The organism is Bacteroides sp. UBA939, assembly GCF_002293435.1.
GTDB lineage: Bacteria > Bacteroidota > Bacteroidia > Bacteroidales > Bacteroidaceae > Bacteroides.
This window is the reverse complement of the sequence record NZ_DBDF01000145.1, coordinates 1-7,247: the sequence shown is the minus strand read 5'-3', so window position 1 is coordinate 7,247 and position 7,247 is coordinate 1. Positions and strand designations below refer to the sequence as shown.

Sequence of the window (7,247 nt, the reverse complement as noted above, 5' to 3'; positions counted from 1 at the left end):
TGACTCTGTGTTCAAGCATAAATTCCCATTTATAGTAACAATAATTATTACGAAGTACTTACAGTATGAATAATGTAGGTTGGAGTGTGTAGAAATTCCACAGTCAATTCCACACTTTCCACATAACTCTACACTATGTTATACCGATTTAGAAAGAGTAATATCCTGATTATCAATCATGTATTGAGCAAGCGCACTTTGCGGCACAACCTTTGAACTATAATACTACGTAAGTGTTAACATCCACAATGTGGAACTAAAATGCCCAAGATGGAAAACCTAAACACTTTAACTAAAATAATATGATATAACTCTAAAAAGCAAATGATTATGAAAAAGTTAGTATTAGTAGCAGCCCTGTTTATGTTTGTTTGTGGTAGTTCTTTCTTGGCAAATGCTCAAGAACCTGTAAAGACTCAGCAACCGGCAACGGAAAAGACTGAAGAACCTAAGGTAACTGAGCCTGCTAAGGAAGAACCCAAAGTAGAAGAACCTAAAACCGAAGAACCTAAAACCGAAACTCCTGCCAAGGAGACTCCTGAAAAGGAAAAACCTGCGGCAGAACCCTCTGCACAGCCTGCTCAATAATAATGAGCAAGCTAAAAATACAAGAGCCGTTCCTCCTTGTCTATTCTGGGGGATGGCTCTTGTTATTTTTATAGTACTACTCAAATGTGATACTCTTCAGAATCCTTGCCAAAGATTGGTTTCCGGTACAGGTGCTTCCACCTCTATTACTTCTTTAGATACCGGATGTATAAAGCGGACATAACGTGCATGAAGGCAGATACTTCCATCCGGATTGGAGCGTGCGAAGCCATATTTTAGGTCTCCTTTAATAGGACATCCCATCTTTGCCAACTGACAACGTATCTGATGATGCCGTCCGGTTTTCAGGTCTACCTCCAACAGATAGTAGTTCTGTGATTTGCCTATCAGACGATAGTGCAGGATAGCCTTTTTGCTATTCGGTACTTCCTTATCATAAGCATAACTCTTGTTCTGCTTCTCATTACGCACCAGGTAGTTCACCAATTCTCCTTCCGCTTCCTTCGGGGCATTCTTTACCACAGCCCAGTATGTCTTTTTCACCTCACTGTTCTTGAACATTTCATTGAGGCGGGGCAGTGCCTTACTGGTCTTGGCAAATACAACAAGACCGCTCACGGGGCGGTCCAGCCGGTGGGTAACACCGATGAAGACATTCCCGGGTTTCTGGTATTTCTCCTTCAGATACTGCTTTACGGTTTCCGAAAGCGGCGTATCTCCCGTTTTGTCTCCCTGAACTATCTCGGAAGCGGTCTTGTTGACTATAATAATATGATTGTCTTCGTAAACGACAGTCATGTCTTTTACATATTCATGCCACCATCTACCTGAATTACCTGTCCTGATACATAAGAAGACATATCAGAAGCCAGGAAGGTAGCAATGTTTGCCACGTCTTCGGGTGTACCGCCACGGCGCAAAGGAATTTTCTTTGCCCATTCGGTTTTTACTTCGTCAGACAGTGCAGCAGTCATATCGGTCAGAATGAAGCCCGGAGCAATAGCATTGGCGCGGATGCCACGAGATCCGAGTTCCTGTGCGATAGATTTAGCCAAAGCAATCATACCTGCCTTGGAGGCTGCATAGTTTGCTTGTCCGGCATTGCCATGAACACCAACTACAGAAGCCATATTGATAATGCTACCTGCTTTCTGACGCATCATGATCGGAGTACAAGCATGAATGAAGTTGAAAGCTGATTTCAGGTTAACATTAATAACCATATCCCATTGTTGCTCGCTCATGCGCATCATCAAACCATCACGAGTGATACCTGCATTGTTTACCAAGATATCAATGCGGCCGAAATCTGCATGAATGGCTTCTACTACCTTGGCAGTATCTTCGAAGTTGGCAGCGTTTGAAGCATAACCTTTGGCTTTCACGCCCATTGCTTCAATTTCTTTTGCCGTATTCTCAGCATTCTCGTCAATTACCAGGTCAGTGAATGCGATATTTGCTCCTTCTGAAGCGAACTTTAAAGCGATAGCCTTACCGATGCCACGTGCAGCACCGGTTACAATGGCTGTTTTTCCATCTAATAATCCCATACTTTTAAATTATTCAATTAATATTTCTATTCTTTACTTTCTGCGCAATGCACCGAACACGATGTTGACCACATATTTGTCACGTTCTTCATCGGTTAGATTAGCGCCTATATTTCCGCGTATGTAAGGTACTTCAATACCCTTCACGCAATAGTGTACCAGCTCGGCTGTCATGTCAATATCATCAATCTGAAATACTCCTTTCTCCACGCCTTCAATAAGAAGGTCCTTGAAAAGTTGTATTTCTTTGGTATCAAATCGTTTACGTACTTTCTCTACCCGCCATATATCGCGGAAGAAGTTGGCGCGGAGTGTTCCATTCCGGTACACCACTTCTTTCACGGCATCCAAGCGGGTATAAATCATTTCGATGATTTTTTCATCAGGCGAAATATTTTTCTCTGCAACCCGCTTCATCATATCCGAAAGAATATCCAATTCTGATTCGACAACAGCCATATAAATTTCTTCTTTGCTTTTAAAATAGGTGTAGAGTGTTCGTCTGCCTTTTTTAGAAGCAAGGGCTATATCGTTCATTGTGGTATTTTCAACTCCCATTTTCGCAAATAGCTGACGGGCTACATCCACTAATTTAGTTTTCGTTTTCGATACGGTCATAAACTAATTGCACATTGCTTAATAATTTGAGCAAAAGTAAAGCTTTTCTCTATACCACACAAGAAAATAAGTGTTTTATTAACATTCGGTTATAGAAAGCATACTAAGTAATATCCCTATTCCTTTATCTATCAACAGATTACGGGATACAACTTATTTTTTAAGCAAAATAAAGTACTATTTATTTGTATATCCGAATAAAAGCCATACCTTTGCACCCGTTAAACATCGCGGAGTGGAGCAGTTGGTAGCTCGTTGGGCTCATAACCCAAAGGTCATTCGTTCGAGTCGGATCTCCGCAACAATGCAAAGGATAAATAGCTTATAAATAGCTATTTATCCTTTATTTTTTTAAGAAGTTGGACAAATGTCGGACGGTTTAAAGAGGCTGTATTTAAGTAAAGTAGCCTTCAAAAAGATATTTTTCATCCGCAGATTATGCGGATAACACAGATTAGATTTTAAATAAACCTGCGTAATCCGCGTAATTTGCGGATGAAAGATGGTACATTATATAGGTTCTATGTACGGACTTCTGTTGATAAGACAATCTTAAATGGAAAGCGAACCAATTTTTTTGCTTATATCTTGTAGTGCAAACCTTAGCGTACGTAATTCGTCGTCATTAAACCCGCACCTTTTTCCATGTACCATATTCCCATTCAATCGTTGTGAGAACCACGATTTTGACTTCTTGAAATAAGTCTTTGCTATATAGTTAAAAGAAATCATATTAGAGATACTTCTTATAGCCTCTAAGGTGTCCAGTTCACCATTAACCTCATTCAGGTCTTTACCGATATCGTCAAGCATCAACATTACATACTCCGATATCAGTGTCTTATCTTCAGCCGAAGTATATATACCATTCATTTTTTCTAAATGTTCATCAAAAGTGGGAGTTCCCAACTCTACTTTTAATAGCTCAAGTTCTTTTTTCAGCTTCGTATTCATAATAAACTATATTTTAGAAGAGGAGGAATGTTTAATCCGCATCCCCTTGAGTTTGTTTTTTCAGTTCTTCAATTCTCTTCTTGGTTTCTAATATACTGTCTAAATAAGCATCTATTTTTTCATCTATCTTTTCGTCAGCCAATCCCATACTTTTTAATTTCTGAACTTGTCTGATACATTGTTCTAACCTGACAATATGTAATTCCAATTTTCCAATCTTGTCCTTCATTCGTTTGTTTATTAGTTCTTGTTGGCTCTACAAAGGTAGATAAACTTTAGTTTATCTTCAAGTGGAATCCATCTTTTTTTGAAAGAACTTCCCTCTGTGCTCTCTGCAACAAAATAAAAAAGAGACTGTGTAATGAGTCGAAGAGAAAATAAAATACCCCTGTTGTAGTATATATTACAACAGGGGTGTTCTTATAGAAACGGAGCTTCTGACATAACCTTTTTCCGTATCCTGAATAGCTATTGTTATTGGCTTGCCCGAAAATTCGGGTGTATGCATTATTCCACCACTACTTTTGCAGCCTGTTTTAGTTCTATATTCAGTGAAGCATCATTCGATTGTGGCATCCATACCACTTGGCGGCATTCTCCTTTTTGCAAAGTACACCTGTGGTTATTATGGGCATACAAGTACTCTGTATCAATATGGAAAGAGCTTGTATTTGCGTGCCAGCTACGTATTTCATTCAAATGCAAGTGCAAATTATCCGCTTTACCGGTGTTAAACAACCACGAACCGCCCTGAACTGTCAACGCTCTGAAATTGCAATCGTTTATTGTGGTATATTCCTTTGAATAAAGTGACAATGAATCCCTGTTAAAGCCTTCAACATTCATCTTCTGGGCAACAAGACCATCAGAAAGCTCCTGAATATTATCGGGCAAAGTTATCTCCATCTCTCCGGAACGTACATTCAGCCAAAGCATATCCTGGAATTTCTCCTCCAATTTTTCTCTGGAGAAATTGAATACGATGCGTAATGTATCTCCCGACGTAACCATCGTCATATACTTATCCATATCAGAAGCATAAGTGAAAGTACCATTTGCTGTTTGCGCCGGACGGACATTCAGCGGTAAATTAGCGAATGAAACCATTCTTATTACTTTCGCATCTTCAGTGTCTGTAATCACATCTCTTTCTGCCATCAACCGCACGACCTTACATTCCGGTAATTCTACCGTCTTCCGTTCTCCGTTGATGTCCATAATGGCATCATCCCAATGGACAATTAGTGTAGTGCTATAGAATATGCCGCCGCACATCACCACCAAACCGGCAAGCAGCATTCCAAATATTATATAAGTTGTTCGTTTCATAATCTTCTTCTTTATTTTTGTTTCTTACTATATTCCCGGTACATATCCGACATGTCTTCTGCCGTAACCCCGAGTATGTACATCTGTTTGAAGAAGTAATCGACCTCTTCTTTCAGAAAATACGCTTTCCGCAATGAAAGAATCAATTCGCGGGCGCCGGAGGATACAAAATAACCGATACCTCGCTTGTTGTAAATGATTTCCTGCGATTGCAGATAATCGTACGAACGCATCACCGTATTGGCATTTACCTCTACCACAGCCGCATATTCCCTGACGGACGGTATTCGTTCTTCTTCCCGGTATTGCCCAAGAAGTATCTCGTCGCAAATGCGGTCTGCTATTTGCAGGTAGATGGCTTTACTTTCTTTAAAATTCATAATTACCAGCGGTTAATGATTTCAGATTCTTTAAAGCGGAAATAAGCGACTACCCAGTTGAAGATAGCCAAACCAAAGAGAAGGATTGTTGCCCCAAGTGTCATAACTTCCCCAGGCACAGGGTTGTTTACTCTGTGGAGACCACGCACTTCAAACACTATTTTTCCCAGTGTTGTCCCTATCGCTACATAGATGATGGTAATGACTACGATGGCTGTGAAAGTCTTCACAAATGAATTCTTCGGCCAAATGCTACTGCCCAGAATAAACAGAGACTGTTGAAAGAAGTAAGCGCTTACTCCCAACATGAAGAATTTGTAATCATCGAAGGGTGTCCAATATTGTCCAGGACCTACCAAATGGGAAAGTGGGACGGGGCTAATAATATCTTTCAGTTCAGGATAACTAACCAGGTAAACCACTACACGTGTCCAGTCTGCCAGTTTGAAAGCTATCAGGAATACGATGAGAAAACCGAAAGTGTAGACCAGCCAACGTGAGAAAAACTTCTCGAACATTGTAGCGGGGGTCATCAACATAGCTATCCGGTTCGTTTTGCTTTTCATGCGTTCCATAATGAACGAGGCGCTTAGCATGCCCATAATAATGATTGCCGCAATGAAAGCACCCAGTTCAAACCCCCAAACAGGATCCCGGTTTACGTTATAATCAAGCATGTGGTGCGGATACTGATATTTGAAATATCCGTTCCATACGAAAATAATCGCCATTATGCCGTACATCATTACGAACCTGAGCAGATTAGCTTTCCAACTTTCCACCATCTCTTTGCGGCACAGGCTCACAAAACGGGGTGCACTAAAAAAGGTATCGCGTATCATTGTTCATTCTTTTTAGGGTGAAACATTTCTGCCATCTTCTCCGGTGCGGCAAGTGTAGCACCAAACAGCAGTTCAAGATTGATCTCCGATTCTTCATCTTCCGTATTGGGTAACATCAGGAAGTTGCCCTGCACGGAGGGTAGGGTGTAAAGTGCTTCCTTCGCCAGTTCGCGGTCGTCACTTTCAAGGAAAAGCAGCTTGCTGCAAATGCCGGCAGTCGATTCATCAAGCAATACACGGCTCTCGTCCATTATCACCACATGGTCTAATATCTTATCAATATCCCGCACCTGATGGGTAGAGATGATAATCGTCCTGTCGTCCGACATGCCCGAAGCGATAAACTTACGGAACTGGCTCTTGCCCGGAATGTCAAGTCCGTTAGTCGGCTCATCCATAATCAGCAGTGAGGTATGGGTAGCGAGGGCAAAGCTCATGAAAACTTTCTTTTTCTGCCCCATGGACAAAGCTCCCAGATTCAAATCCTGTTCCATGTCAAAATAGTGCAGGTACTTTACCATGTCTTCCTTACTGAACCGAGGATAGAATTGGCTGTTCAGTTCCACATAGCTGACCAAGGATATGGGCGGAAGTTCAAACTCCTCGGGCACCAGGAACATGTCCCGCAACGTGATAGGTAACCGACGGCGTACATCGGTGTCATGGTACATCACTTTCCCACTCTTGGGGGTGAGCAAACCACTCATCAGATAAAGCAGTGTAGACTTACCGGCGCCATTTTTCCCCAGTAAACCGTAGACTCTGCCTCTCTCCAATGAAAGCGAAAAATCGTGCAGGACTTCTTTTTTGCCCCGGCGATAGTTGAATGAAATGTTTTCGACTTGTAGCATAAGCTTGAATTATTTATTAGTAATAGTGTATTAGTTTAATAGTACACTGCAAATGTAGGCATTCTTTTTAATATTCCAAGCATTTACAAGAAAAAAAAGTAAGATTTTCCTCAAAAAGTTTTTTATTCAGCTTGTTTTGAGCTTATTTTCGGTCTGTTTTCCTCTTTTTATTAG

Annotated in this window: 10 protein-coding genes and 1 tRNA gene; 2 read left to right on the top strand and 9 right to left on the bottom strand. The window is 41.0% G+C overall.

Features of this window, described 5'->3' with window-relative positions:
• Positions 1 to 330 precede the first annotated feature (330 nt).
• Positions 331 to 588 (top strand): hypothetical protein, encoded by a 258-nt coding sequence (locus B2Z67_RS09065; RefSeq protein WP_291529502.1) that lies wholly within the window; start codon positions 331 to 333, stop codon positions 586 to 588.
• A gap of 96 nt (positions 589 to 684) precedes the next feature.
• Here B2Z67_RS09065 and B2Z67_RS09060 read toward each other — a convergent pair whose 3' ends face one another.
• The 3 genes from B2Z67_RS09060 to B2Z67_RS09050 are packed head-to-tail and all read right to left on the bottom strand — an operon-like array spanning position 685 to position 2,717.
• Entirely contained in the window at positions 685 to 1,347 is a 663-nt protein-coding gene (locus B2Z67_RS09060; protein WP_291529501.1) for an RluA family pseudouridine synthase, read from the bottom strand.
• Between the two features lie 5 nt (positions 1,348 to 1,352).
• Positions 1,353 to 2,099, bottom strand: coding sequence for a 3-oxoacyl-[acyl-carrier-protein] reductase (gene fabG / locus B2Z67_RS09055; protein ID WP_291529500.1), 747 nt, complete (start codon positions 2,097 to 2,099; stop codon positions 1,353 to 1,355).
• Positions 2,100 to 2,132: 33 nt separating this feature from the next.
• Complete coding sequence (locus tag B2Z67_RS09050) at positions 2,133 to 2,717, bottom strand: TetR/AcrR family transcriptional regulator (RefSeq protein ID WP_291529499.1); 585 nt, start codon at positions 2,715 to 2,717, stop codon at positions 2,133 to 2,135.
• A gap of 229 nt (positions 2,718 to 2,946) precedes the next feature.
• Here B2Z67_RS09050 and B2Z67_RS09045 point away from each other — a divergent pair.
• A tRNA-Met gene (locus tag B2Z67_RS09045) sits at positions 2,947 to 3,019 on the top strand.
• A gap of 250 nt (positions 3,020 to 3,269) precedes the next feature.
• On the opposite strand, the gene B2Z67_RS09040 is transcribed toward B2Z67_RS09045, so the two are convergent.
• The 6 genes from B2Z67_RS09040 to B2Z67_RS09015 all read right to left on the bottom strand — a co-directional run bounded on the left by B2Z67_RS09040 (position 3,270) and on the right by B2Z67_RS09015 (position 7,073).
• A complete protein-coding gene (locus tag B2Z67_RS09040; protein WP_291529498.1) occupies positions 3,270 to 3,671 on the bottom strand; it encodes a DUF5053 domain-containing protein in 402 nt (133 codons plus the stop codon).
• Between the two features lie 31 nt (positions 3,672 to 3,702).
• A complete protein-coding gene (locus B2Z67_RS09035; protein ID WP_291529497.1) occupies positions 3,703 to 3,900 on the bottom strand; it encodes a hypothetical protein in 198 nt (65 codons plus the stop codon).
• 278 nt (positions 3,901 to 4,178) lie between these two features.
• Positions 4,179 to 5,000, bottom strand: coding sequence for a hypothetical protein (locus B2Z67_RS09030; protein ID WP_291529496.1), 822 nt, complete (start codon positions 4,998 to 5,000; stop codon positions 4,179 to 4,181).
• Between the two features lie 11 nt (positions 5,001 to 5,011).
• Positions 5,012 to 5,380: a GntR family transcriptional regulator gene (locus B2Z67_RS09025; protein WP_291529495.1), complete on the bottom strand. Its 369-nt coding sequence runs from the start codon at positions 5,378 to 5,380 to the stop codon at positions 5,012 to 5,014.
• Positions 5,381 to 5,382: 2 nt separating this feature from the next.
• Positions 5,383 to 6,222 (bottom strand): hypothetical protein, encoded by an 840-nt coding sequence (locus tag B2Z67_RS09020; protein ID WP_291529494.1) that lies wholly within the window; start codon positions 6,220 to 6,222, stop codon positions 5,383 to 5,385.
• Complete coding sequence (locus tag B2Z67_RS09015; protein ID WP_291529493.1) at positions 6,219 to 7,073, bottom strand: ATP-binding cassette domain-containing protein; 855 nt, start codon at positions 7,071 to 7,073, stop codon at positions 6,219 to 6,221. Before B2Z67_RS09015 ends, B2Z67_RS09020 begins: the two co-directional genes overlap by 4 nt.
• Between the last annotated feature and the right edge of the window lie 174 nt (positions 7,074 to 7,247).